The following is a 255-nucleotide window of genomic DNA, read 5'->3' as shown; positions in this document are numbered from 1 at the left end:
TTAAGGGAAAGTATAGACAACAAAGCAAATGGATATTATGAAAGACAACTTGCCTGTTTTTTAGGGAACTTAGGTATTTCAGTCCCAAGAGACAGAAAATCAGAATTTCGTCAAGCAATATTGCCTGTAGAATGGCAGAAAGCTAATGAGAGTTTTCAGGAATTTATTCTCAATCTTGTGAGTTACTCACCAAATAAAATAAAGGCACTGCTACAGTCAATGAATCTTCCCTACTCAGCAGAACAAATAGAGGAG

At 36.1% G+C, this 255-nt stretch carries 1 protein-coding gene; it reads left to right on the top strand.

Annotation, left to right across the window (positions count from 1 at the left end; genetic code table 11):
- A partial coding sequence (locus QI155_RS11030; protein WP_281321689.1) for a transposase occupies window positions 1-255 on the top strand: 255 nt, incomplete at both ends.

This window comes from Thermodesulfovibrio sp. 1176, from assembly GCF_029946585.1.
Lineage (GTDB): Bacteria > Nitrospirota > Thermodesulfovibrionia > Thermodesulfovibrionales > Thermodesulfovibrionaceae > Thermodesulfovibrio.
Note: the sequence above shows the minus strand (reverse complement) of the source record. Positions and strands in the feature narration are given on the sequence as shown.